A 23,695-nucleotide genomic window follows, 5' to 3' on the forward strand; every position below is an offset into this window, starting at 1 on the left:
CGCCGCCGCGCCGGCACGGCGGGGCCGATCGGAGGAAGACAGTGGACCTCAGCATCTTCGACGAGTGGGAGTCCGAGGTCCGCGGCTATGTGCGCTCGTTCCCGGTCGTCTTCGACACCGCGCACGGTTCGTTCCTGGTCGACCAGGACGGCACCGAGTACATCGACTTCTTCTCCGGCGCGTCCGCCCTCAACTATGGGCACAACAACCCGAACTTCAAGCCCGCCCTCATCGACTACCTCGAGAAGGGCGGCATCATCCACGGCCTGGACATGGCCACGACCGCCAAGGCCGAGTTCATCGGCGCCTTCACCGAACTCGTTCTGAAGCCGCGCGGACTGCGCTACAAGCTTCAGTTCACCGGCCCGACCGGCGCGAACGCGACCGAAGCGGCGATGAAGCTCGCGCGCCTCGCCACCGGCCGCACGAACGTCGTCGCGTTCACCCACGGCTACCACGGTCTCAGCCTCGGTTCGCTCGCCGCCACCGCCGCCCAGCACTACCGCCACGCCGGCTCGGTGCCGCTGACGAACGTCACCTTCGCGCCATACGACGGCTACTACGGTGCCGGCATCGACACCCTCGCCCTGCTCGCCAAGCAGCTCGACGACCCGTCGAGCGGGCTCGACCTCCCCGCGGCGTTCATCGTGGAGTGCATCCAGGGCGAGGGCGGCGTCAACGCGGCCTCCGGCGAGTGGCTGCGCGGTCTCGCCGACCTTGCGAGGCGCTACAGCATCCCGCTCATCGTCGACGACATCCAGGCCGGAGTCGGCCGCTCGGGGGACTTCTTCTCCTTCGAGGATTCCGGAATCACCCCGGACCTCGTCGTGCTGTCGAAGTCGCTCTCCGGCTACGGTCTGCCGATGTCGCTCGTTCTCATCAATCCTGATCTGGATGTCTGGAGTCCGGGCGCCCACACCGGAACGTTCCGCGGCAACAACCTCGCCTTCGTCGGTGCGACGGCCGCGCTGAAGACCTATTGGGCCGATGGCGCGTTCCCGGCCGAGATCAAGCGCAAGGGCGAGCTCGTGCGCTCGCGCCTGGCCGCGATCGCGGAGCAGCACCCCGGTGAACTCGACGTGCGCGGTCGCGGCATGTTCTTGGGCCTCGCCTCGCTCGGCGACCCGTCCTTCGGCGCGAAGGTCTCGCAGGAGGCGTTCCACCACGGCGTCATCATCGAGACGGCAGGCGCCCGCGACGAGGTCGTGAAGTTCCTCCCCGCGCTCACCATCGACGATGAGACGCTGCTGCGCGGCCTCGACATCGTCGAAGCCGCGGTCGCAGCAGCCCTCGCCACGGTCTGACCGCCGCTCAACGGCCAGTTCTGCACGGTGGCGCAGCACAGCACTATGCGGAACTGACGGTTCGACGGCGCCTAACGCCGATTCAGGCGCACGGCGATCGCGGTGCGCGCCCTCGCGGCAGCCTCGTCGGCCCGGGCCAAGTCGGGGCTGATCGGAGCAGGCAGCATCTCGCCTTTGCGCCCCAGTGCCGACGTCAAAAACTCGTCTGCGAACGACGGATTCATCGGCAGGAACGGCCCCATGATGTCGGTCGCAAGGGAAGCGCCACTGCGAAGCAGCTCCCCCGCGTCGATCCTCACTGTTCCGCGGTTGACGAATCCGGCGACGCCGGCAACGTGGTACTCGCCGACCTTCCGCTCTGCACCGATGCCCTCGGTGGTTGCGAACACCCGTGCGGTGTCCACGCGGTCGCCATCGGGGGCGACGACGAGCCGCTCCCCGAGCAGTGACCACCCCGCGGCGTTGGCGAAGATCGGCACTCCGGCGTCGCGGAGCGCGCGCAGGCCTTCGCCCGCCGCGGCGAAGACAGGTGCCAGCGCGACGACCGTCGACAGCGGAGCGAAGCCGGCGCACACGACGAGGTCGACATCGGATGGCACCGGCTCGCCCGGAATCCACTCGATGATCTCGGTCTCGATCCCACGCCACTCGGCGCGCCCGGCGAGGCACAGCACGTTGCCGTAGCAGCCGTTGAGGTCGAGGTGCCGCGGGAAGAGCGACAGGATGCGCAGCGTCGTCACTTCGCGCCCTCGATCTCGAGGTAGCCGAACTTCCGGCGCAGCCACATCATGATCTCGTAGTTGACGAGTGCGACTCGCGGCGAAGGCGACTCAGGCGCAGGCAGAGCCCAGAACGCGTCGACCGCGGCGTCGAGGTCCTCAACGACCTGAGCGATGGGAATCCCCAGGTAGGCGAACAACGTCGCGAACTGCCACGCCTTCGTCCCCGCGAGCACGTCGACATGGTCGATTCTCGACCAGTCGATCCCCCAGATCCACGACGGGTCGGGCGTGCCCTCGTCGACGGCGAGGAACAGCCGCTCCGGAGCGCCCTCGAGCGCGTCGAGGTTGAGTTGCAGGCTCGGCGGATTCTTGAACATGACGATCTCGGTCGGCTCGCCGTGGATCTTGATGATCTCACCGCGGCCGTACACCGGCGCGAAGGAGGCGAACGCCCGTTCTGCCGCCGCCGGATCGAAGTCGCCTCCGAGCAGCCGTTGCGCCGCGACGAGTGCGCCCGCCGCATCGACGGCGTAGTGCAGACCCCGAGCAGGCAGCGCCACGTCGAGTGAGTCCGTCCCAAGGGCGATCGTTGCCGTCTCCCCCGTCACCGCGGCCACCGTCGCGACGTTCGGCGCGTCGGTGGCCGCTGCGCGCACCCGCTCGGCCGCGGCGACGCCGTGCGCTGAGGCGGCGAGCACGGAATCGGCGACGTCGAAGCCGAGCACCTCGCGGCTCTCGGCAATCAGTGAGGCCGCGAGCTCGCGCAGGTTGTCGTCCGCGTTGTTGAGCACCACCGTCTGCGAGGTCGAGCGGGCGATCGCCGTGAGCATCCCGAACACCCGATCCGGCTCGAAGAAGCGGTTGAGCTGGTCGATCTGGATGTTGAGCAGCAGTGCCAGCCGCGGTGCGAGCGTCGTTGCCAGCGCCGGGCCGAAGCCCTCGTCGACCTCGACGACCGCGATGTCGGCGTCCAGCCGGCCGTCGAGGCCGGTCGCGCCGACGAGCGCCGACGCGACGCCCTGCGGCAGGTTGCCGCCCGCCGAGTTCGTGAAGACACGCAGGCCGTGCGCACGCAGCACCGCGACGAGCATCGAGGTCGTCGTCGACTTGCCGTTGGAGCCGGTGACGACGGCCACGCCGAGCGGCAGGTGCTCGACGGCGTGCGTGAGGTAGTCGGGCGCGAGGGCCAGCACGACGCGGCCGGGGATGGCCGATCCGCCGCCCCGGCGGCGCGCCAGCGCCCGCGCGAGTCGGCCGAGCAGCACGGGGATCGCGTAGCGCAGCAGGTCGCGCAAGGGCGGCCTACTCGAGGTAGTCGCGCAGCGACTGCGACCGCGAGGGGTGCCGCAGCTTCGCCATCGTCTTCGACTCGATCTGGCGGATGCGCTCGCGTGTCACGCCGAAGGTGTCGCCGATCTGGTCGAGCGTCTTCGGCTGGCCGTCGCCGAGGCCGAAGCGCATGCGGATGACGCCAGCCTCACGCTCCGACAACGAGTCGAGCAGGCTTTCGAGCTGTTTCTGCAGCATCGTGAAGCCCACGGCGTCCGCGGGCACGACCGCCTCCGTGTCCTCAATGAGGTCGCCGAACTCGCTGTCGCCATCCTCGCCGAGCGGGGTGTGCAGCGAGATGGGCTCGCGGCCGTACTTCTGCACTTCGATGACCTTCTCGGGAGTCATATCGAGCTCGCGCGACAGTTCTTCCGGCGTGGGCTCGCGGCCGAGATCCTGCAGCATCTGGCGCTGCACGCGGGCGAGCTTGTTGATGACCTCGACCATGTGCACCGGGATGCGGATGGTGCGAGCCTGGTCCGCCATCGCGCGCGTGATCGCCTGGCGGATCCACCACGTCGCGTAGGTCGAGAACTTGAAGCCCTTGGTGTAGTCGAACTTCTCGACCGCACGGATGAGACCGAGGTTGCCCTCTTGGATGAGATCGAGGAACTGCATGCCGCGGCCGGTGTAGCGCTTCGCGAGCGAAACGACGAGGCGGAGGTTCGCGCCGAGCAGATGCGACTTGGCACGCTGGCCGTCGCGGGCGACCCAGGAGAGCTCGCGGCCGTACTGCGACCGCTTCTCCTTATCGCTCATTGCCGCGAGCTTCTCCTCGGCGAAGAGGCCCGCCTCGATGCGCATGGCGAGCTCGACCTCTTCCGCCGCGTTGAGCAGCGCGACCTTGCCGATCTGCTTGAGGTAGTCCTTCACCGGGTCGGCGGTGGCGCCCGTGATGGCGCTGGAGTAGACCGGGACGTCGTCGTCCTCGTCGGCGGCGCGCAGCACGATCGCGCCGGTGGGCAGCGGCTCGTCGGCGCTGATCGTCGACTTGCGGGCCTCGCCGTCCTCGTCCTCCACGACGTCGATGGCGCTCGTCACCGGTGCGGGCTCGACGGATTCCGTGCCCGGCGCCTCCGCCTCTTCCTCGACGACGACCTCGATGTCCTGCTCGAGCTCGTCCTCGGCGAGCTCGGGCTCGTCGTCGTCTGCCTTCTTCGCGCGGCGCTTCGCGCTAGTGGCAGGGGCGGCAGCCGCGGCGTCGGCCTTCGGGGCGCGCTTGGCGCGCGGCTTCACCTCGGTCTCGACGACGACCTCGACGGTCTCATCGACAACGGCAGTCTTCGCTCGCGCCATGGCTCCACCCTCCGGCCCGCATCCGCGGACATTACTAAGGCCCATGTCAAATCCGGGGGAACCGTCGTCGCTGTCATTCAGCTGGCGACCGCGGAGATGAATGGGTCCAGTCAAGTATTGCATGGCCTTCCCGCGCCCGATTTCAGGCCCGCGGTCGCCGCCATGCTCTGGAGAGTGCAACCCATAGCGGGGCGACTTCTATTCCCTCCTCGTCGTGCATCCGGCGCCTCGTGCGGCGTCTCGCATGCAGTAGGAAGCCGACTCCGATACCGACGACGAGGTACTGCGCGAGGAACGCGAAACGGAACGAGTCGAGCGAGTACATCGGCTGTCCGAAGACGGTGTGGGCGACGTCGAGGAGGACGCCGACCAGGTACATGATGATAAAGCTCGCGAGGAATCCGCCGACATTGACGATGCCGTTCGCGCTGCTGAGGGCGTGCTGCGGGTTGAAGCTTCGGGCGAAATCGAAGCCGATGAGCGCGCCGGGCCCGCCGACGCCGATCGCCACGAAAAGGAGGACGACGAGCCACAGCGGCGGCCTGCCCGGCCAGGCGAGCACGACGGTCCAGAGCGCGAACATGGTCGACACGATGCCGAGGACGAGAGCGCTGCGGCGCATCGGGAAGCGAGCGGCGAGGATGCCGAGAACCGGGCCGCTCACAAGCCCCGCGCCGGCGACGACGAGCAGCATCGCGGAGGCCTGCGGCGGTGGATAGCCGAGCCCGTAGACCAGGAAGGGCACACCCCAGATGAGCATGATGACCGTGCCGGACGGCTGAGAGATGAAGTGCGTCCAGAACCCGAGCTGCGTCCCCGGGCGCCGCAGCGCGTCGCCGAGCTGTCGGATCGACTGCGTCCACGTCGCGGGCCTCGGGGCGGCAGGAGTCCCTGTCGGCCGATCGGCGATGCCGACGAGGACGACGACGACGCCGAGTGCCGCGAAGGCGGCGGCAGTGAGGAAGGCGACGGTCCAGCCTGTCTCGCGCAGCAGGAGCGCGAACGGCACCGCCGAGATAACCTGGCCGAGCGTGCCGGTCGCACCGAGAATCTGGGCGGCGAGGGGAACCTGCCGCGGCGGAATCCACACGTTCACGATGCGCACGGCCGAGACGAACATCGCCGCATCGCCGACGCCGACGATCACGCGGCCGGCGAGGGCCAGCGGCACGGTCGTCGCGTAGGCGACCGCGACCTGGCCGATCGTCATCAGCACGGTGCCCGCGATCATCAGCGCACGCGGCCCGAGCCGGTCGAGCAGGACGCCGACCGGAACCTGGAGCCCGGCGTAGACCGCGATCTGGAGGACGGCGAGCGTCGAAAGCAGCGCGGCGTTGGTGTCGAAGCGGTCCGTCGCGGCTACCCCTGCGACGCCGATCGTCGTGCGCTGCGTGAACGCGACGACGTAGGCGAAGAGCGCAGCGGCGTAGACGAACCAAGCCCGGCGCTCGCTGCTCACTCAGAACAGGCTATCGCGGCCGTTCTCGTCGTCGCTGTGCCGCCTGACGGCAAGGAACTTCTCGAGCTCGGCAGCGATCTCGTCCGCGCTCGGCAGCGACGCCTGGCTGTCGGCGATCGCACCGGACGGCAGCGGGTTCTCGGCGAGGTAGCTGTCGTGGCGCTCTTCGAGCGCATGGATGAGCCGCTGCAGCTCCGAATTGCCCTGCACCTGCTCGTCGATGTTCGAGAGGTAGTCCCGTTCCGCATCTCGCAGCGAATCGGTGGGGAAGATGAGCCCGGTCGCGGCGGAGATCTTCTGCAGCGCGGTGATGAGGGCGGTGGGGTACTCGGTGTCGCCGAGGTAGTGCGGCACGAGGAAGACGAATCCGACGACGTCGAGGTCGTCCTGAGTGAGGTCGTATTCGATGAGGTGCAAGGCCGTTCCGGGTACCTGCGTGACCGGACGCCATATCGAGAACTGGTCGATGAGGTCCCGACGGTTGCCGCTGACGGTCACGCCGACGGGCCGGGTGTGCGGAATGGGCATCGGAACGCCGTGGATCCAGGTGAGCCCCGACACGCCGAGTTCGCCGACGAGGTCGATGACCGCGGCGCTGAAGGCGCGCCATTCGAAATCGGGCTCGTAGCCGTGCAAGAAGAGGAAGGGCCGGTGCAGCTCGTCGTAGGCGAGGTAGAGGGCGAGCTTCGGGGGCTGGTAGTCCGAGATGTGGTCGCGGGAGAACGTGATGACCGGGCGGCGCGCGCGATAGTCGAGGAGGATATCGGGCTCGAACTCGGCGAGCATCTCGTGCTCGAGGGTGCCCAGCACGTACGCTCCGAGTTGCAACACAGTGTGGCCGGCGTCGGCGAACCCGCTGAGGCCGGCGATGAGCGGCAGACCCCGGGGCACGAGCCTGGGCTCCATCGCCCACTCGTAGAGGTCCGCCGGATTGCGCATGACACGAGTCTAGGCGGGGGAGCGTCGTCGATACCCTGGAACGATGACGTTGCCCGATCTCGCCGTTGTCCCCGCGCTCGGAATCGCAGACGTGGTGGTGGTCGGAGCGACGAGCGGCACGGGCGGGCCGGAACTCCTGCGCGGCCGGATTCCGGAGTCGGTGGCATCGGCCATCGCCGCACAGCTCCCTCTCATCGGCTTCTCTGCAGCGCCCGACGAGCTCGTGCGCCTCGTCGTCGACGGCGCGGTATACGGAGTGATCGGGCTCGGGGGCAAGATCGGCGTCGACGCGCTCCGGGCCGCGGCGGGTTCGGCCATCCGCCAGCTCGCCGGCGTCGGCTCGGTGGCCTTCGCGCTTCCGATCGAGCAGGAGGCGGAGCTTCGCGCAGTGCTCACCGGCGCCGCCCTCGGGGCGTACGGCTACTCCGGGTACAAGGCGCGCGACGCGAAGGCGCCGGTGAGCGCGGTCGCGGTGGTGGCCGACATTCCGGCAGATGCCGCTGTTGCCCGCGCTGTCGTCGACGCGAGCGCCGTCGCACTCGTCAAGGACCTCGTCAACGCTCCCCCGCTCGATCTCTATCCCGAGACGCTCGTCGCCGCCTCGCTCGAGGCCGTCGCGAGCCTTCCGATCGCGACGCGCGTGTGGGACGAATCCCAACTCGCCGCTGACGGGTTCGGCGGCATCGGCGGCGTCGGGCAGGGCTCGGCGCGGCCGCCGAGGCTGCTCAAGCTGAGCTACGAGCCTGCCGGCGCGGTCCGGCACGTCGCACTCGTCGGGAAAGGCATCACCTTCGATTCGGGCGGCCTGTCGCTCAAGACCGGCCCGGGCATGGTCGGGATGAAGACCGACATGGCCGGCGCGGCGAGCGTTCTTGCCACGATCAGGGCCGCGGCGGAGCTCGCCCTGCCGGTGCGCGTCACGGCCTGGCTGTGCATCGCCGAGAACATGCCCTCGGGTACTGCGATCCGCCCGAACGACGTGCTGCGCATCCGCGGCGGCAAGACGGTGGAGGTGCTCAACACCGACGCGGAGGGCCGGCTCGTCCTGGCTGACGGACTCGTCGCCGCGAGTGAGGAGCATCCGGACGAGCTCATCGACATCGCGACACTGACCGGCGCGAAGATCACCGCACTGGGCACGCGCTACTCGGCCGCGATGGGCTCCGATGCGCTGGTCTCCGCGATCCGGAACGCCGCGGCGGCCGAGGGCGAGCTCCTCTGGCCGATGCCGCTGCCCGACGAGTTGCGCCCGACGATCGCGTCGCAGGTCGCCGACATCGCGAACGCCAATCCTGGAGTGGCTGCAGGCGGGATGCTGCTCGCGGGCGTGTTTCTGCGGGAGTTCGTCGGCACGGCCGCCGAAGGCGACGACGCGGCGCCCATTCCATGGGCCCACCTCGACATCGCGGGCAGTGACGAGAACAAGGGCGGAGCGTACGGATTCACCGGAAAGGGGCCGACCGCGGTGCTCGTCCGCACCCTCATCGCGCACCTGGCCGATAGCGGGTCGGTATTAGGCTGATCCGGGACAAAATCGTCATAAGGAGAGCAATCCATGAGCGAATCCGTCAGCCTTCCGGCCCTCGGCGAAAGCGTCACGGAAGGCACGGTCACCCGCTGGCTCAAGAACGTCGGCGACCGCGTCGAGGTCGATGAGCCGTTGCTCGAGGTCTCGACCGACAAGGTCGACACCGAGATCCCCTCCCCGGTCGCTGGCACCCTCGAGCAGATCCTGGTCCAGGAGGACGAGACCGTGGAGGTCGGGACCGCTCTCGTCATCATCGGCGACGGAAGCGGCGCTGGCTCGGCGCCGGCCCCGGCAGCCGAACCCGCCGCGGCTCCGGCCCCCGAACCCGCGGCTGCTCCGGCACCGGCACCCGAACCCGTCGTCGTGCCTGCTCCTGCTCCGGCGCCCGTAGCCGCTCCGGCACCCGAACCCGTCGTCGTGCCTGCTCCTGCTCTTGCTCCGGCGCCCGTAGCCGCTCCGGCACTCGAACCCGTCGTCGTGCCTGCTCCTGCTCCGGCACCGGCCCCCGTCGCACCGGTCGCCGCATCGGCCCCCGCCGCCGTGGCCCCGTCTGCTCCAGCGCACGGCGGCACCCAGTACGTGACCCCGATCGTCCGCAAGATCGCCGAAGAGCAGGGCGTCGACCTCGGCGCTCTCGTCGGCTCCGGTGTCGGCGGCCGCATCCGCAAGGACGATGTCCTCGCCGCCGCGAGCAGCGCCGGCGCGGTGCCGGGAGCCGCCCCAGCCAAGTCGCCCGCCATCGTGGAGATCTCGCCGCTGCGCGGCACCACCCAACCTGCTTCGCGCCTGCGCAAGCTCATCGCCGAGCGCGCCGTCGCCTCGCTCCAGGCCACTGCGCAGCTCACCACCGTGGTCAAGGTCGATGTCACCAGGGTCGCCGAGCTCCGCATGAAGGCGAAGTCGCAGTTCGAGGCCGCCACCGGTGCCAAGCTCTCGTTCCTGCCGTTCTTCGCTCTCGCCGCAGTCGAGGCCCTCAAGACCTACCCGGTCGTCAACTCGACCTTCAACGGCGAGACGATCAGCTACCCCGCTGCCGAGAACCTCTCGATCGCCGTCGACACCGAGCGCGGGCTCCTCACGCCTGTCGTGCGCGGAGCCGGCGACCTGACCATCGCGCAGTTGGCGCAGCAGATCGCGGACCTCGCCGAACGCACCCGCAGCAACCAGCTGAAGCCTGACGAGCTCGCCGGCGGCACGTTCACGCTGACCAACACGGGTTCGCGCGGCGCTCTCGTCGACACCCCACTCGTGTTCCAGCCGCAGTCGGCCATCCTGGGCACCGGCAGCGTGTTCAAAGAGCCCGCCGTCGTCTCCGTCGGCGGCGTCGACGCCATCGCCATCCGCTCGTCGGTCTATCTGGCGCTGTCCTACGACCACCGCATCGTCGACGGTGCGGATGCCGCCCGCTACCTCGCGCAGGTGAAGGCCCGCCTCGAGGAAGGCGCCTTCGAGGCGAACCTGGGGCTGTAGCGCCTGTTTTGCGCCGGTCCGCGCTCGGCGCGCTAACCAGCGAAGATTGCGCGCAGCCGCCAACCGGCTTCGGTCCGCATGAGCAGAACCGAGGCCGGTTTCGTCGCGCCGTCTGCTGACGTCAAGGCGATGAGTGCAGAATCCCCCACGCGCTCGATGAGCACCGCCCGGTCGGTGGCCAGTGCTCGGGCCGGCGCGGCAAGGGCGTCCGGATCGCCATCGGCGAGGGCGGTCAGACACACCCGAATCACATCGGCGGACCCGGTGATGCAGGCGTCGCGCGCGGCGAGCAGGATCGGCGCGGCCGCGACCGGATCGCTCGGAAACGTGCTCGAGGTCGCCGACGCTATCGGCGAGACGGAAGTCCCCACTGCGGAGTTCGACGGCGCCGACGCGATGCCCGATGCACTCTCACCGGAGTTCGCGGTGCCGCCGGCGCGCGTGGTGCTTGCAGTCGAGGCGAGCGCTGTCGCCGCCCCGACGCTGGGGCGGGTCGGCGTGCCGACTCCACCGTGCGGCAGAAGCAGGAGCGCTGCGATGGCCGCGAAGGCGGCGACCCCCGTTCCGATGAGCAGGATTCGGCCGCGCCCGCGCAGGGCCATGGTCGGTGGCCACTGGGCTCGGCGTTCGGGTCCCTTCCGAGCGCCGGAACGGGCCGCAACGTCGTGGTCGGCGGGTGCGGGCGGAACGCTCACGGGCTCTACCGCCGACGTGGGCATGAAGCCCGCGAGCACCACGCCGTGCGCGCTGCACAGCGCGGCGAAGCGATGCCAGGCGAGCGAGCCCACGTCGAGACGCTCCACGAGCAGCGACGCGCCGGCGGACGTCGACTGCACGTCGTAGACGCGCGGCCGGTCGAGGGCGACGAGGGCGGCATGGAGCCGCGCGATAGTGATGCGATCCGAGGTGATGGTGATGACGCCGGCCATTGTCGCACGGTCGCCGGTGCGGGCCATTCCGCCTGCCTGCCCGTCAGGGAGCTGCGTATCGCGCACCGAACCGGCCCACTGTGGAGGAACTGTGCGCACCAAACCGTACAGTGGACTCGTGGTCAAATACATCGACACGGGACTAAGCGCCAATTCCGTGCCGTATGAGGAGGCCCTCGAACTCCAGCGTGCACTGCACGCCGATGTGGTTCGCGGGGCGGCGCCTGACACTGTCATCCTGCTCGAGCACCCGTCGGTCTACACCGCGGGCAAACGCACCCAGCCCGACGAGCGGCCGACCGACGGCACCCCAGTCATCGACGTCGACCGCGGCGGCAAGATGACCTGGCACGGGCCGGGCCAGCTGGTGGGCTACCCGATCGTGCACCTGCCGCGCCCGTTCGATGTCGTCGCCTTCGTCAGGACGCTGGAAGGCGTGCTCATCGAGGTGCTCGACGACTTCGGCGTCAGCGGGCACCGCGTCGACGGCCGCAGCGGCGTATGGGTGAGCCAGGAAGGCGCGCCCGATGCGAAGATCGCGGCGATCGGGCTGCGCATCGCCGATCGGGTGAGCATGCACGGCTTCGCGCTCAACTGCTCGAACTCGCTCGAGCCGTACGAGAAGATCGTCGCCTGCGGAATCCGCGATGCGGGTGTGACGACGATCAGCCGCGAACTCGGCCGCACCGTCACCCCGACCGAGGTCGTGCCGACGATGCGCTGGCGACTCGGCCAGGCGCTCGGTGCCTACGCGACCGAGACGGTGGCCTCGTGACCGCGGTTCAGCTCGGCGAACGGCGGATGCTGCGCCTCGAGGTGCGCAACGCTGAGACGCCCATCGAGCGCAAGCCCGAGTGGATCAAGACGAGGGCGAAGTTCGGGCCTGCGTTCACCGAGTTGCGCGAACTCGTCACGAGCGAGAGCCTCCACACGGTGTGCCAGGAGGCGGGCTGCCCCAATATCTACGAATGCTGGGAGGACCGCGAGGCGACCTTCCTCATCGGCGGCGACCAGTGCACCAGGCGCTGCGATTTCTGCCAGATCGACACGGGCAAGCCCGCAGCGTACGACACCGACGAGCCCCGCCGCGTGGCGGAATCCGTCGCCCGGATGAACCTGCGCTACGCCACCGTCACCGGCGTCGCACGCGACGATCTGACCGACGAAGGCGCCTGGCTCTACGCCGAGACGATCCGGCAGATCCATGCCGTCGCCCCGGGAACCGGCGTCGAGATCCTCGTCCCGGACTTCTCGGGCAAGCCCGAGCTGCTCGGCGAGGTGTTCGGCGCCGCTCCCGAGGTGTTCGCGCACAACATCGAGACGGTCCCACGGATCTTCAAGAGCATCCGGCCGGGATTCCGCTACGAGCGCTCCCTCGACGTGCTCACCCAGGCCAAAGCTGCAGGCCTCATCACGAAGTCGAACCTCATCCTCGGCATGGGCGAGACCCGGGAGGAGGTCGTCGAGGCGATGCGCGATCTGCTTGCCGCGGGCTGCGACCTGCTCACCATCACCCAGTACCTCCGCCCGAGCGTCCGGCACCACCCCATCGACCGCTGGGTGAAGCCCGAGGAGTTCGTCGAACTGCGTCAGGAGGCCGAGGAGATGGGCTTCAAGGGCGTCATGTCCGGCCCGCTCGTGCGCTCGTCCTACCGGGCCGGCCGGCTCTGGGCGGCCGCGGTCGGCGAGACGGTCAGCCAGTAGGCTGGAGCGCATGGCGCGAACCCCCGAGAAGGAGCCTGGCCGCATCCGGCAGATCTGGGAGACCTTCCAGGTCACCCGCACGTACGACGGATCGCTCGTGTGGCTCATGCTGCTCGTGTTCGTGCTGCCCGTGCTCGCCGGTGCCGCCGCCGCCGTGTTCATCCCGGGCATCGGCCTCCTCGGCGAGATCATCTGGCCCCTGGTCGGCGTCCTCTTCGGTGTTCTGCTCGCCGTCATCGTGCTCGGGCGGCGAGCCGAGAAGAGCGCCTACGATCGCATCGCCGGCCAGCCGGGTGCCGTCGGAGCCGTGCTGCGCTCGGGCCTGCGCGGCGGCTGGCGCGGCAGCGAGATGCCGGTCGCGGTCAACGCCAAGACCCGGGATGCCGTCTATCGCGCGGTCGGCCGTGGCGGCGTGGTGCTCATCGGCGAGGGCCCCGCCTCGCGCACGCAGCGCCTGCTCGACGAGCAGCGCCGCCGCGTGCAGCGCGTCGTGCCCAACGTGAAGGTCACCACCCTCGCCGTCGGCCCCGACACCGACGCGGTGCCGCTCGCGCGCATCCCGCGCACGCTGTCGCGGCTCAAGAACACCCTCACCAAGGCCGAGGTCCTCGCTGTCGACCACCGGCTCGCCTCGCTCAACGAGGGCATCCCGGTACCGAAGGGCATCGATCCGACCCGAGTGCGCGCGCCCCGCAGACCCCAGTAGCGCAACACGCTCTACGAGCGAGCGGCTTTGCCGGTCGCGAACGCAACCACCCGCTCAAGCCAACTGCGGTGCGCCGGGCAGGGACCGGCGCACTAAGACCGGATGAGTACGGTTCCCGCGACCTTGTCGTGGAAACCGCGCTGGTCGCTGTCCCACACCAGGGCAGGCACGACGACGGCAAGGAGGAGGCTCCGGACCACGGGACGCCACCAGCGGGGCGGCGTGCCGGGCAGGGCCGCGACGCGAAGACCCAGGAGCCGGTGGCCGATGCTGCCGCCGATCGTCAGGATTCCGAGGATCTGCAGCACCGTGAACACGACGAGCGGCGCCCACTGGGTGGGGCCGTTCGGGTCGCCCCACGCCGCTCCCCCGAAGACGGCGAGCGTGACGAGATCCGCGATCACGCCGTCGACGAGCAGGGCGAGGATGCGGCGGCCCAAGCGAGCGACCGAACCACGACCCGTCTCGGGCAGGCCCAGACGCTCGCCCGGATAGGTGCTCGGCGGCAGCAGCGGGCGGGGAGAATCCACCCCTCAACCCTAGTCAGCGACTGGGTGCGTAACATCGCCGAAACAATATCGAGACGGCCGGGAAACCGCTCCCCAATAGCGTTTCAGAGGGTCTCGCATCGAGCCCGCCAAACCCCCCTCTTGGAGCTTCCATGTTCAGTGATTCTTCCGAGGTGCTGAAGTTCATCAAGGACAACGACGTCAAGTTCGTCGACATCCGCTTCACGGACCTTCCCGGCGTCCAGCAGCACTTCAACATCCCCGCCTCGACAGTCGACGAGGAGTTCTTCACGGTAGGCCAGCTCTTCGACGGCTCGTCCATCCGCGGGTTCGCGAGCATCCACGAATCCGACATGCAACTCATCCCGGACGTGACGACCGCGTATGTCGACCCGTTCCGCGCCGAGAAGACGCTGATCATCGTCTTCGACATCTTCAACCCGCGCAACGGCGAGATCTACAGCAAGGACCCGCGCCAGGTCGCCAAGAAGGCGGAGAAGTACCTCGCCTCGACCGGCATCGCCGACACCGCGTTCTTCGCCCCCGAGGCCGAGTTCTACATCTTCGACGATGTGCGCTACGAGGTGAAGCAGAACGGCAGCTTCTACTTCGTCGACTCGGAGGAGGGCGCCTGGAACTCCGGCCGCGTGGAGGAGGGCGGCAACCTCGCCAACAAGACCCCGTACAAGGGCGGGTACTTCCCGGTGAGCCCGGTCGACAAGCAGGCCGACCTGCGCGATGACATCTCGCTCAAGCTCATCGACGCGGGCCTCATCCTCGAGCGCGCGCACCACGAGGTGGGCACCGGCGGCCAGGCCGAGATCAACTACCGCTTCGACACGATGGTGCACGCCGCCGACGACGTGCTGAAGTTCAAGTACATCGTGAAGAACACCGCGGAGCTCTGGGGCAAGACGGCGACCTTCATGCCGAAGCCGCTCTTCGGCGACAACGGTTCGGGCATGCACACCCACCAGTCGCTGTGGAGCGCCGGCAAGCCGCTGTTCTACGACGAGGCGGGCTATGGCGGTCTCTCCGACCTCGCACGCTGGTACATCGGCGGCCTCCTCAAGCACGCACCGGCCGTCCTCGGCTTCACGAACCCGACGGTGAACTCGTACCACCGGCTCGTGCCGGGCTTCGAGGCGCCGGTCAACCTGGTGTACTCGGCGGGCAATCGCTCGGCGGCCATCCGCATCCCCATCACGGGCTCGAACCCGAAGGCGAAGCGCCTCGAGTTCCGCGCGCCGGATGCCTCCGGCAACCCGTACCTCGCCTTCGCCGCGCAGCTCATGGCGGGCCTCGACGGCATCCAGAACCGCATCGAGCCCCACGAGCCGGTCGACAAGGACCTCTACGAGCTGCCCCCCGAGGAGGCGAAGCTCATCCCCCAGGTCCCCGGCTCGCTCGGCGAGGTCCTCGACGTGCTCGAGGCCGACCACGACTTCCTCACCAAGGGCGGCGTGTTCACCGAGGAGCTCATCGAGACCTGGATCGACTACAAGCGCGAGAAGGAGATCAAGCCCCTCGCGCAGCGCCCGCACCCGTTCGAGTACGAGCTGTACTACGGCGTGTGATCCCGGATCGCGCAGAGAGGAGCCCCGCTTCGGCGGGGCTCCTCTCTTTTCACGCGGCGGACGTCTCAGCGCGGGGTGCGGGTGTACGTCGCGGTGCTCGGTGCCTCGCCGTAGAAGAGCCGGCTGAACACCGCGCGTGCTCTTCGGGTGGTCGCAAGATAGTCCTCTTCCAGCCGGGATGCGGAGTGGGGCGGGTACTCCATGAGGCGTGCGATGCCTTCGAGCTGGTTCCGGTCTGCCGGCAGCACGTCCGCGGTCCGGTTTGACCACAGCGTCATCGCGGATCGGGCGCGGCTGGCGATGAGCCAGCCCTCCCGCAGCCGCGCGGCGTCGCCGGGAGCGAGGTAGCCGAGGTCGACCTCCGCCTCGAGGGCGTGGAGCGTCGAGGTGGTGCGGAGCACGCGGTGATCGTGCGCCGAGCGGAGCTGCTCGAGCTGGACAAGCCATTCCACGTCGCTGAGCGAGCCGCGGCCGAGCTTGAGGTGGCGCGCCGGGTCGGCGCCCTGCGGCAGGCGCTCGTTCTCGACGCGCGCCTTGATGCGGCGCACCTCGCGGACCTCTGCGTCGCCGAAGCGCGCCGGATACCGCACGGTGTCGGCAAGGACGAAGAAGTCGGCGATGAGCGCCGGATCGCCCGCGACGCCCCGGGCACGCAGCAGTGCCTGCGCTTCCCAGGTGAGCGACCAGCGGGCGTAGTAGGTGGCGTACGACTCGAGCGACCGGGCTACTGGGCCGTTCTTGCCCTCGGGTCTCAGCCCCAGATCGAGGTCGAGCGGAAGCTGGTGGTCGGCGGTGAGGCGCGAGAGCTCGGCGGCGATCTCGAGCGCGCGCGGCAGATCGGCGGCGGCATCCGCGCTGCGGTACACGTACATGACATCGGCATCGGAGCCGAAGCCGAGCTCGCGCCCCCCGAAGCGGCCCATCGCGATCACCGCGAACTCGATCGGCGCCGGGGAGGCCCGCCGGATGGCATCGAGTGTCCCCGCTATGGCGACCTCCGTCACGTCGCTGAGACCGCGCGCGAGCTGGTCGATGGTGAGCAGCCCCAGGATGCCGCCGAAGGCGAGCCGCAGCACCTCGCGCCGCCGCAGGAACCGGATCGCCCCGGCTGCCGAGTCAGCGGTGTCGTGCCGGGCGAGGATCGCGTCGACCTCGTCGCGCAGCGCGGTGATCGGCCGCGGTTGCAGCTCCTCGTCGTCGTCAAGCCAGGCCACCGCCTCGGGGAGGTGGCCGAGCAGCTCGCCGACGAAGCGCGAACCCGAGAGCAGCCGGGTGAGGCGCTGAGCGGCACCCGAGGAGTCCCGCAGCATGCGCAGGAACCAGTGAGTCTCGCCGAGGTCCTCGCTGAGGCGACGGAAGACGAGCAGGCCGTAGTCGGGGTCGGCGCCGTCGGCGAACCACTGCAGGAGCACGGGCAGCAGGGTGCGCCGGATGGCGGCGCTGCGCGAGATGCCGCCGGTGAGGGCGCCGATGTGCGCGAGGGCACCGCGTGGATCGCGGAATCCGATCGCCGCCAGGCGCGCCTCGGCGGCGGCGCTGGACAGGTGGATGTCGTCGTCGGACAGCGAGGCGACGGCCGCGAGAAGCGGACGGTAGAAGAGCCGCTCGTGGAGTCCGCGCACCCGCCGTTTGAGTTCCGTCCACAACTCGACGAGCTCGGCGGCGTTGCCGGCGAGACCCGAAGCCCGGGCGAGCACCCGCTGCGCGGCCTCGTGGCGCGGCATGAGGTGCGTGCGGCGCAGCTGGGCGAGCTGCAGGCGGTGCTCGAGCACGCGGAGGGTGCGGTAGTCCTCGGCGAACTGCACGGCCTCGACGCGGCCGATGTAGCCGGATTCCGCCAGCGCCGCCAGCGCCGCGAGGGTGCCCGCCTGCCGCACCGAGGGGTCGTGGGCGCCGTGGACGAGTTGCAGCAGCTGAACGGTGAACTCGATGTCGCGCAATCCGCCCGGGCCGAGCTTGAGCTGATAGTCGACGTCGGCCGCGGGGATGTTCTCGGTGACGCGCTCGCGCATGCGCTGCACGGACTCGACGAAGCCCTCGCGGGACGAACTCGTCCAGACCATGGGGCCGAGGGCGGCGACGTAGCGCTCCCCCAGCTCGGCGTCGCCCGCGAGCGGCCGCGCTTTGAGCAGCGCCTGGAACTCCCAGGTGCTCGCCCAGCGCTCGTAGTAGGCGATATGCGACTCGAGCGTGCGCACGAGTACGCCGTCTTTGCCCTCGGGCCTCAGGTTGGCGTCGACCTGCCAGAGCACCGGTTCGACCGTAGGGCTGTCGGCGCCGCGCATGGTGAGCTGGGCGAGGCGGATGCCCACGTCGATGGCCCGAGCCGACGTGATGGTCGCGCCCGGAACGGCCTCGGCAACGAAGATCACATCGACGTCGCTGACATAGTTGAGCTCGCGGGCGCCGGCCTTGCCCATGCCGATGACGGCGAGTCGGGTTGCGGCGACATCGGCCGCCCCGAACCGGCTTGCGGCGTCGGCGCGCGCCACGGCGAGGGACGCATCCAGCGCCGCACCCGCGAGGTCGGCGAGGGCCGCGGCGACGCGGCCGACGCCCGCCGTCGCGGACTTCTGGCTGAGATCAAAGTCGACGACCTGCAGGAGGCGCCGCCGATAGCGCGTGCGCAGCGCGACCCAGCCGGGTTCGCCGGCCACACCGGCCACGCCGTCCACCGCGCCCACGGCGTCGAGCAGGTCGGCGCGGTACTCGCCGGCGTCGGGCAACGCGGCCGTCGGCTGGGCGAGGGCGCCGATCTCCTGGGGATGGCGCAGCAGGAACTCGGCGAGACCGCTCGACGCCCCCGCGATGCGGGCGAGCCGCACGGCATCCGATGAGGAGCCGAGAAACGGCCCGAACACCTCCGGCACCCGCCGCAGCAGCGCGAGCAGGCGGGTCAGTGCAGCGTCTGGATCGGCGGTGTGGACGAAGACCTCGAATGCGGCTGCGGGGATGTCGACCCCGACGGCGGCCGAGTACTCGGCGAGGTCGAGTGCAGCCCGATCAAGGTCGGTGAAGCCGGCGCGGGCGAGGTCCGTCAGCGACAGCGTCGTCATGACCGCGCCACCCGGCTACAGCAGGTCCAGGTTCGCCCGCAGCTCGAAGGGGGTGACCTCCTGACGATAGGCGTGCCACTCCTCGCGCTTGTTGCGCAGCACGTGGTTGAACACCTGCTCGCCGAGCGTGGCCGCGACGAGCTCGCTGTCCTCCATGAGCGAGATCGCGTGTTCGAGGGATGCCGGAAGAGCGTGGTAGCCGAGCGCGCGGCGCTCGCCCTCGGAGAGCCCCCAGACGTCCTCGGTGGCCTCGGCGGGGAGCTCGTAGTCCTCCTGAATGCCTTTGAGGCCCGCGGCGAGGAGCAGCGAGTAGGCGAGGTAGGGGTTCGTCGCAGAATCCAGCGCACGGTACTCGATGCGGGCGCTCTGCTCCTTGCCGGGCTTGTAGAGCGGCACGCGAACCAGCGCGGAGCGGTTGTTGTGACCCCAGCTCACGTAGCTCGGCGCCTCGTCGCCCGACCAGAGGCGCTTGTACGAGTTGACGAACTGGTTGGTCACCGCGGTGATCTCGGGGGCGTGGCGCAGCAGACCGGCGATGAACTGGCGGCCGACCTTGGAGAGCTGGTATTCGGCGCCCGCCTCGTAGAACGCGTTCGCGTCGCCTTCGAAGAGCGAGAGGTGGGTGTGGAGGCCGCTGCCGGGGAAGCCGGTGAGCGGCTTCGGCATGAACGTCGCGTAGACGCCCTGCTCGATCGCGACCTCTTTGATGACGGTGCGCGCAGTCTGGATGTTGTCGGCCGTGGTCAGCGCGTCGGCGTAGCGCAGGTCGATCTCGTTCTGGCCCGGGCCGACCTCGTGGTGGCTGAATTCCACCGAGATTCCGACGCTTTCCAGCATGCCGACGGCGCGGCGGCGGAAGTCGTGCGCGGTCCCGCCTGGGACGTTGTCGAAATAGCCAGCGTTGTCGACGGGCTCGGGACCGGCCTCGCCGAACTGGCTGCTCTTGAGCAGGTAGAACTCGACCTCGGGATGCGTGTAGAACGTGAACCCCGCCTCGGCCGCGGAGGCGAGCGAGCGCTTGAGCACATTGCGCGGATCCGCGACGGCGGGCTCGCCGTCGGGGGTCGTGATATCGCAGAACATGCGCGCGGTCGGGTCGATGTCACCACGCCAGGGCAGGATCTGGAACGTCGTCGGGTCGGGGTAGAGCAGCAGGTCCGACTCGAAGGCGCGGGTGAGGCCCTCGATCGCCGAACCGTCGAAGCCGAGGCCCTCGGCGAACGCCCCCTCGACCTCGGCCGGAGAGATCGCCACCGACTTGAGGGTGCCGACCACGTCGGTGAACCACAGGCGGACGAACTTGACTCCGCGCTCCTCAACGGTGCGCAGAACGAAGTCGCGCTGCTTGTCCATCGTCTCCCTTTCGCTTTGACTCAAGCCTATTGGCGTGACGGACTGAGGGGCGACCGATCCCGCGGATGGACCCCGCGCGCCGCCGCGCGGCGACCGGTGCCCGCCAGCTCGCCGTCCGAGCGTCCGAACAGGAGCCGGGCCGCGGCACGCATGCCCAGGGCGGGAAGATAGGCGCGGACGATGGCGACCGCGATCCGCGGCAGCTGCGCCGGATCCTGATAGGCGAGAAGCACCGGCTGGAACGAAGGCCTGAACTTCTCCTTGAAGTGCAGCAACGAAGCGAATCCGTACGCGGGCTCGAGGCGGCGCGCGATGGCGTGCACCGCGGCGTCAAGTCGGTTCGAGGTCGGCGTCGAGCGGGCGAGGGGCGCCACCGAGAGGCTTGCCAGGTCGGCGCCGCTCTCCTGCAGGATCCCCGCAGCGCCGGCAATTGCGAATTCCATGGCACCGCTCGCGGAGCCGCTCCGGCGTCGCATGAGGTCGAGCGTGCGCCCGACGAGCAGGCCGTCGCGATAGACCGGAAGCCAGCTGGTGACGGCATGGACCCGGCGATTCTCATCGACGACGATCGCAAGCTGGACCTCGTGGTCCTGCGCTTCGGCGAGGCCGCCGAGGGTGAAGCCCAACTCGGGGAGCCCTTTCTCCCCCAGCCATTCTTCGGAGATCCCGTGCAATTGCGCCCGCAGTCCCTCCGGAAGCTGACTCCAGCTGCTCCAGACCAGTGTCAGTCCCTCGCGTCTGGCCCGCGACACCGCGTTGCGGATGTCCTTGCGGGCGCCGCCTTCGATCCCCCAGCCGTCGAGGGCGAGGACCGCATCCTCGCCGACGACGAGGTGATGCCAGCCCAGCGAGTTCACGAAGGCGGCGTATTTCGCGTCGATGGCATAGAACGCAGCCGTCCACCCCTGGTCCTCGCAGAACCGGGCGAAGCCGGCCATGGTCTCTTCCGCAGCCTCCGGCGGTCCTACCGGGCCGCCCACCGTGACCGCTACCCCCCTGACGACCCGATACGCGATGCCGCCTCCTTGCGCAGCGAACCAGTAGGAGCTGCCGGCCCAGGTGACCATGTGGGCACGGTTGTCGCCGCCCCGGTGGGCAAGGCCGCGGATTTGCTCGACGTCGATGCGTGTGGTGCTCGGGGCAGCACTGCCCATGCTGATGACGCCACCTGCGACGACGAGAAGCCAGAACACTGCGCCGACGCCGTCGTAGATCATATGGGCGACCGGTGTCAGCGGAAGGAACCCGCCCTTGTCGCCGGCGAGGAAGTTCACCGGGACGAAGCGGGCAGGCAGCGAGGCGAGGAGACGCGACCAGGTGGGGGCCTGGGTGAACGCCGTCGAGCCGAGGGCGTGGCCCGCGATGAGGTAGAACCCGCCGAGCACCAGCGCGGCTCCGCCGACGACGGCACCCGCCCGGCCCAGCGTCCGCACGTCCGGCTTCTGCGGAAAATAGGACGAGAATCCGAGGAAGAGGGCCGCGCTCGCGGCGGGTACCGCCACCGCGGCGACGAGTTCCACGACGACCGGGCCACCCTGGAGGCGTCCGCCCTGAGGCTCTACGTCGCCGGCCAGGGGCAGGATGTCGAAGTAGAAGGCCGCCCACAGAGCCATGAGTCCATTGAGCGCAGCCGCGAACCAGACAGCGAAGCGCTTGCCGCGCAGCATCCCCCACGCGGCGAGGAGCAGTCCGATGAGGGGCAGCGCGGAGACCGCGATCGCACCGACCGATGCGATTCTCAGAACCGAGAGGGAACGCATGCACGCGACGGTGAGCGACTGCACGTCGCAGGTGGCCAGCACATCGCTCACCGTCGGCACGCTCGGGGCGACGAGGAGCAGCGCGATGGGCGCGAGCGGGCCGTGCCGCGTCATCGAGATCACGGCGATGAGCGGTCCCAGTGCGCCGATGGCCGCGATGCAGGCGAGGAGGCGCCGCGTCTCCGCGCGCGTGCTGCGCAACCAGGCGCGACGATGCCTGCGGGAGGCGAAGAGCATGCCGAGGCCTAGGCCGATCGCGGCGGCGAAAGCGCGCGCGAGGTCGTTCGGCGACCCCGAGTAGAGCAGCAGTACGGCCACACCGGCGGCACCCAGAAGGCGGATGCGCCGCCGCCACAGCGGACCCGCCAGCGCGCTCGCTGCGAACACCGCCGCGAAGCTCCCCGGCCCGGCGTTGACGGTGAGGGCGCGCACCGTGATGCCGGCCCAGTCGATGCCGTGGAGTCCGAGGAGCGATTCGACACCATCGGCGGCGAGTACCGCGGCCGTTCCGCCGATGGCGAACACGAGCACGGTGCGCAGCAGGCCCAGCAGCCGCTGCGCCGCGATGAGAAGCGCCGCATCGAGCACCAGTGTGAGCGCGAACTCGATCGACGACGCCCCGGGGAACAGCCCGACGGGGTTGATCGGCGTCCAGCCGCGCTGGACATGAAGCCGCCCGAGACCCGCACCAACTGCGGAGGCGGCGAGCAGATAGGCGACGATCGCCGCCGGAATCCACGGTCGGTGCGCCGCGGCGCGTGTCAACGCCGGACCGCCGGGCCGAAACCGAACCGCGTCAGGACCACGGGAAGCGCATTCGCGAAAGCGAAGCGAACCGTGTTCATATCGTGCCCGCTCGGCGCGACGAAGAGAAGCGTGTTCATTCCTTGACGGGCCGCGGCGCGCTGAAGAATCCCGCCCGCGGTGCCGTAGCGCTGGTCGCCCCGGCCGACCACCCAGATCGCCATGGTGTCTCGATAGCGCCCGTGGCGGTTCATGACGGCGGTAGGCGCTACCGCCGCATAGCGTGCAGCCGATCCCCCGAAGTACTTGGCGATGGTGAGGTGGCCCGCGCTCGGCACGAGCTGGCTGACGATGGCAAGGCCGGCGCCGAACTCGTTGGAGTTGCCCGCGATGAACTGCGAGGTGCAGGTCGCACCCTGCGAGAAGCCCATCACCGCCCAATCACGGCGTTGCGGCAGGACGCGGAGATGGGCGAGGACCCAATTCCGAACGTCGACCGTGATGTACGTCGCGGAGTTTCCCCCGGCCGCAGTGTCGAGGCACATCGGATTGGACCACGGGTTGCCGAGCTGGTCGGGTGCGACGACGATCGGCGCCAGCCCCCGGTGCGTCTTGGCGAACGCGTCGAGCACGGCGTTGAGGTGAGCCACGACGAAGAGCTGATCCGGGCTTCCCGGCTGACCCGACAGCGCAACGATGACCGGCAGGTGCGGCGGATTCCTCGTGAGCGCAGCAGGAGGCAGGTAGACAACCGCGTCGCGTGCCGCGAAATTCGAGACCGTGCCGGGGATCGGCGTGCTGTAGAGCGCGCCCTTGGTCGGCATCCCGGCAGGCGGACGCCAGGTCGCCAACGACGGGACGGTCGACTGCGGGCGCCGTGGCAGCGCAGTAAAGGTGCGGTGGGCGTAGGGGTTGGAGACGACGATCGAGGCGATCGTCGGGTAGTAGCCGAAATCCTCGTTGAAGCCGATCGCTGCCGTGAGCACGACGATAGGGATCATCAGCCCGCCGAGCGCCCGGTGCCATGCGCCGCGCTGCACGATCGCGACGATCGCAAGAGCCATGCCGCCGAACGCGAAGGCCACCCACATGCGCATGATGGGCGTCAACGCGATGCCGAAGTCATCACGGACGTCGCCGAACCACCAGCAGGCGAGATACCCGAGCCCCGCGCCGAATGCGGTCGCTCCGATCGCGATGAGCCGCCAGAGCACAGTCTGGTTGCGCGCCACCAGGAGAAGGATCCCAAGGAGTGTGACCGCATCGAGCGCACCGAGGAAGAGCGAACTGGTCAGGCGCAACTGAAGCAC

At 69.5% G+C, this 23,695-nt stretch carries 18 protein-coding genes; 7 read left to right on the forward strand and 11 right to left on the reverse strand.

Features of this window, described 5'->3' with window-relative positions; translation table 11 throughout:
- The first annotated feature begins 41 nt into the window (after positions 1–41).
- Positions 42–1,304: a diaminobutyrate--2-oxoglutarate transaminase gene (gene ectB / locus M7D61_RS05400; RefSeq protein WP_298228340.1), complete on the forward strand. Its 1,263-nt coding sequence runs from the start codon at positions 42–44 to the stop codon at positions 1,302–1,304.
- A 71-nt stretch (positions 1,305–1,375) separates the two neighbouring features.
- On the opposite strand, the gene M7D61_RS05405 is transcribed toward ectB, so the two are convergent.
- The 5 genes from M7D61_RS05405 to M7D61_RS05425 all read right to left on the reverse strand — a co-directional run bounded on the left by M7D61_RS05405 (position 1,376) and on the right by M7D61_RS05425 (position 7,049).
- Entirely contained in the window at positions 1,376–2,044 is a 669-nt protein-coding gene (locus tag M7D61_RS05405) for a cobyric acid synthase (protein ID WP_298228342.1), read from the reverse strand.
- Positions 2,041–3,321, reverse strand: coding sequence for a Mur ligase family protein (locus M7D61_RS05410; protein WP_298228344.1), 1,281 nt, complete (start codon positions 3,319–3,321; stop codon positions 2,041–2,043). Before M7D61_RS05410 ends, M7D61_RS05405 begins: the two co-directional genes overlap by 4 nt.
- Before the next feature lie 7 nt (positions 3,322–3,328).
- A complete protein-coding gene (locus M7D61_RS05415; RefSeq protein ID WP_298228346.1) occupies positions 3,329–4,651 on the reverse strand; it encodes an RNA polymerase sigma factor in 1,323 nt (440 codons plus the stop codon).
- Positions 4,652–4,793: 142 nt separating this feature from the next.
- A complete protein-coding gene (locus M7D61_RS05420) occupies positions 4,794–6,110 on the reverse strand; it encodes an MFS transporter (protein WP_298228348.1) in 1,317 nt (438 codons plus the stop codon).
- Positions 6,111–7,049: a PAC2 family protein gene (locus M7D61_RS05425; RefSeq protein WP_298228349.1), complete on the reverse strand. Its 939-nt coding sequence runs from the start codon at positions 7,047–7,049 to the stop codon at positions 6,111–6,113.
- 43 nt (positions 7,050–7,092) lie between these two features.
- On the opposite strand from M7D61_RS05425, the gene M7D61_RS05430 reads away from it, so the two are divergent.
- Both M7D61_RS05430 and M7D61_RS05435 read left to right on the forward strand, forming a co-directional pair.
- Positions 7,093–8,571 (forward strand): leucyl aminopeptidase, encoded by a 1,479-nt coding sequence (locus M7D61_RS05430; RefSeq protein ID WP_298228351.1) that lies wholly within the window; start codon positions 7,093–7,095, stop codon positions 8,569–8,571.
- 33 nt (positions 8,572–8,604) lie between these two features.
- The gene (locus M7D61_RS05435) at positions 8,605–10,047 is read left to right on the forward strand and encodes a 2-oxo acid dehydrogenase subunit E2 (protein ID WP_298228353.1); all 1,443 of its coding nucleotides are present in this window, start codon (positions 8,605–8,607) and stop codon (positions 10,045–10,047) included.
- Positions 10,048–10,079: 32 nt separating this feature from the next.
- Here the strand turns inward: M7D61_RS05435 and M7D61_RS05440 are convergent, their stop codons facing one another.
- A complete protein-coding gene (locus tag M7D61_RS05440) occupies positions 10,080–11,003 on the reverse strand; it encodes a hypothetical protein (protein ID WP_298228355.1) in 924 nt (307 codons plus the stop codon).
- 91 nt (positions 11,004–11,094) lie between these two features.
- Between M7D61_RS05440 and lipB the strand changes: the two genes are divergently transcribed.
- Genes lipB through M7D61_RS05455 form a run of 3 tightly spaced genes read left to right on the forward strand, consistent with a single transcriptional unit; the run spans position 11,095 to position 13,386 of the window.
- A complete protein-coding gene (lipB, locus tag M7D61_RS05445) occupies positions 11,095–11,751 on the forward strand; it encodes a lipoyl(octanoyl) transferase LipB (RefSeq protein ID WP_298228357.1) in 657 nt (218 codons plus the stop codon).
- A complete protein-coding gene (lipA, locus tag M7D61_RS05450; RefSeq protein WP_366083782.1) occupies positions 11,748–12,680 on the forward strand; it encodes a lipoyl synthase in 933 nt (310 codons plus the stop codon). The genes lipB and lipA overlap by 4 nt, the downstream gene beginning before the upstream one ends.
- Before the next feature lie 10 nt (positions 12,681–12,690).
- Positions 12,691–13,386 (forward strand): DUF4191 domain-containing protein, encoded by a 696-nt coding sequence (locus M7D61_RS05455; RefSeq protein ID WP_298228359.1) that lies wholly within the window; start codon positions 12,691–12,693, stop codon positions 13,384–13,386.
- 92 nt (positions 13,387–13,478) lie between these two features.
- Here M7D61_RS05455 and M7D61_RS05460 read toward each other — a convergent pair whose 3' ends face one another.
- Positions 13,479–13,916, reverse strand: a complete 438-nt coding sequence (locus tag M7D61_RS05460; protein WP_298228361.1) for an RDD family protein — start codon at positions 13,914–13,916, stop codon at positions 13,479–13,481.
- A gap of 131 nt (positions 13,917–14,047) precedes the next feature.
- On the opposite strand from M7D61_RS05460, the gene glnA reads away from it, so the two are divergent.
- A complete protein-coding gene (gene glnA / locus M7D61_RS05465; RefSeq protein ID WP_298228363.1) occupies positions 14,048–15,472 on the forward strand; it encodes a type I glutamate--ammonia ligase in 1,425 nt (474 codons plus the stop codon).
- A gap of 65 nt (positions 15,473–15,537) precedes the next feature.
- On the opposite strand, the gene M7D61_RS05470 is transcribed toward glnA, so the two are convergent.
- Genes M7D61_RS05470 through M7D61_RS05485 form a run of 4 tightly spaced genes read right to left on the reverse strand, consistent with a single transcriptional unit; the run spans position 15,538 to position 23,695 of the window.
- On the reverse strand, positions 15,538–18,528 hold the full coding sequence (locus M7D61_RS05470; protein ID WP_298228365.1) for a bifunctional [glutamine synthetase] adenylyltransferase/[glutamine synthetase]-adenylyl-L-tyrosine phosphorylase: 2,991 nt from the start codon (positions 18,526–18,528) through the stop codon (positions 15,538–15,540).
- A gap of 15 nt (positions 18,529–18,543) precedes the next feature.
- A complete protein-coding gene (locus M7D61_RS05475; protein WP_298228367.1) occupies positions 18,544–19,881 on the reverse strand; it encodes a glutamine synthetase family protein in 1,338 nt (445 codons plus the stop codon).
- A 26-nt stretch (positions 19,882–19,907) separates the two neighbouring features.
- The gene (locus tag M7D61_RS05480; RefSeq protein WP_298228369.1) at positions 19,908–22,406 is read right to left on the reverse strand and encodes a DUF2156 domain-containing protein; all 2,499 of its coding nucleotides are present in this window, start codon (positions 22,404–22,406) and stop codon (positions 19,908–19,910) included.
- Positions 22,403–23,695 carry a hypothetical protein gene (locus M7D61_RS05485; RefSeq protein WP_298228371.1) on the reverse strand — a complete coding sequence of 431 codons (1,293 nt, stop codon included), beginning with the start codon at positions 23,693–23,695 and terminating at the stop codon, positions 22,403–22,405. Before M7D61_RS05485 ends, M7D61_RS05480 begins: the two co-directional genes overlap by 4 nt.

The organism is Gryllotalpicola sp., from assembly GCF_027352875.1.
In the GTDB taxonomy this organism is placed as follows: Bacteria; Actinomycetota; Actinomycetes; order Actinomycetales; family Microbacteriaceae; genus Gryllotalpicola.

What these genes read in the sequence shown, in the direction of transcription:
- M7D61_RS05470 (WP_298228365.1), bottom strand. Translation starts at nt 18,528, where the DNA reads ATGACGACGCTGTCGCTGACGGACCTCGCCCGCGCCGGCTTCACCGAC.
- M7D61_RS05430 (WP_298228351.1), top strand. Translation starts at nt 7,093, where the DNA reads ATGACGTTGCCCGATCTCGCCGTTGTCCCCGCGCTCGGAATCGCAGAC.
- M7D61_RS05435 (WP_298228353.1), top strand. Translation starts at nt 8,605, where the DNA reads ATGAGCGAATCCGTCAGCCTTCCGGCCCTCGGCGAAAGCGTCACGGAA.
- M7D61_RS05415 (WP_298228346.1), bottom strand. Translation starts at nt 4,651, where the DNA reads ATGGCGCGAGCGAAGACTGCCGTTGTCGATGAGACCGTCGAGGTCGTC.
- M7D61_RS05475 (WP_298228367.1), bottom strand. Translation starts at nt 19,881, where the DNA reads ATGGACAAGCAGCGCGACTTCGTTCTGCGCACCGTTGAGGAGCGCGGA.
- M7D61_RS05440 (WP_298228355.1), bottom strand. Translation starts at nt 11,003, where the DNA reads ATGGCCCGCACCGGCGACCGTGCGACAATGGCCGGCGTCATCACCATC.
- M7D61_RS05425 (WP_298228349.1), bottom strand. Translation starts at nt 7,049, where the DNA reads ATGCGCAATCCGGCGGACCTCTACGAGTGGGCGATGGAGCCCAGGCTC.
- M7D61_RS05455 (WP_298228359.1), top strand. Translation starts at nt 12,691, where the DNA reads ATGGCGCGAACCCCCGAGAAGGAGCCTGGCCGCATCCGGCAGATCTGG.
- glnA (WP_298228363.1), top strand. Translation starts at nt 14,048, where the DNA reads ATGTTCAGTGATTCTTCCGAGGTGCTGAAGTTCATCAAGGACAACGAC.